At 42.7% G+C, this 1,193-nt stretch carries 1 protein-coding gene; it reads right to left on the bottom strand.

All coding sequences use genetic code 11. The annotated features are described in order from the left end of the window. Window positions 1–248: 248 nt before the first annotated feature. The gene (locus tag O9332_RS08895; RefSeq protein WP_002761553.1) at window positions 249–1,019 is read right to left on the bottom strand and encodes a PEP-CTERM sorting domain-containing protein; all 771 of its coding nucleotides are present in this window, start codon (window positions 1,017–1,019) and stop codon (window positions 249–251) included. Between the last annotated feature and the right edge of the window lie 174 nt (window positions 1,020–1,193).

Below are 1,193 nucleotides of genomic sequence, written 5' to 3' on the forward strand. Positions count from 1 at the left end.
GTGTCAGTCCGGGTCGCGACCATAAGACCAGAACAGAGTGAATCTGTTAAGGCAGGTGCGGAACCCCGCAAGGGAAAGAAGCAGAAACCTAAATCGTGAGGTTTGGGAATCACCGTCCGTTTACGGCGGTGAGGATGTCAAAAGACTCTGGGGTTGTCGAGATATACATTTATGTCAAGCAAACGCTTAATCCCTGACTTTAAATGTACAAGGAAGTCAGGGAACTTTTGCCGATGATAATTTAGGGGTTATAGTTTTCGGTTTAAGGCTGCACCTATTCCTAATACTCCTAAACTCAGTAACCCTAGAATTGATGAAGGTTCGGGAACTGATCCGGGAAGAGTACCCTGTATAAAACTATAACTGCTTATCTCCGCTAGTGCATTAGTGTAACCTGTTGCATCCCCAAAGAAAAGTCCGTCGGAAGCATTTGGGGTAACTCCACTCAAAAGGGCTAAAGTGGCAATCGGTAGGTCGTCAATGTATAATTGAGCGTTTCCGCTGTTAAATGAACCTTCCAAGCGATAATTATGAAACACGGTATTGTTAAATGATCCTGGCAGTATTTGAAATGCTGAAATGCCGATTGCGTCAGTCCCAAACCCAACCGTAAAACGTTGTGATGAACTATTGATGCTTAATCCCAAACCAAAGAAATTTTGAGGATTTAGTACAAATTCATCTTGAAGCACTCGTGATCGCCAAGATAAGGTAAAAGGCTGAGTCGTGTCAACGACATTCGCTAACCTATAGCCGTTAACACCATCACCTGATCCTAATGTATTTTGAGTGAGAACACCGTTACTGATAGAAAACACATCTGTCTCCGTTGCTGTATTACCATCTACCAAATACGTCCATCCTTGTGAACTTGGTAAGGTATTAAAGTTCAAGGTGACGTTAGAAGCGTTAACAGGTACAATCACGAAGGTACTAACAGCTAAAACAGAGGATGTGATCGCTATCTTGGATAAGCAATTCTTATCCCCCCCCCGATAAATAAGTTTTGCTAATGTCATAACCGTAAAACCTCATTCAAATTAATATTACCTCTCATTGACATCCTCGCCGCCCTAAAAGTGCGGCGATTCCTAAACCTCACGATTTAAGTTTCTGCTTCCACCACCGTCGCATACCACAGTTAAAAAACCATGTACTGTCTTACACAGAGTCCACAGACTTTCGCCCCATTT

It is taken from the genome of Microcystis sp. LE19-10.1B (assembly GCF_027530565.1).
In the GTDB taxonomy this organism is placed as follows: Bacteria; Cyanobacteriota; Cyanobacteriia; order Cyanobacteriales; family Microcystaceae; genus Microcystis; species Microcystis aeruginosa.

What these genes read in the sequence shown, in the direction of transcription:
- O9332_RS08895 (WP_002761553.1), bottom strand. Translation starts at nt 1,019, where the DNA reads ATGACATTAGCAAAACTTATTTATCGGGGGGGGGATAAGAATTGCTTA.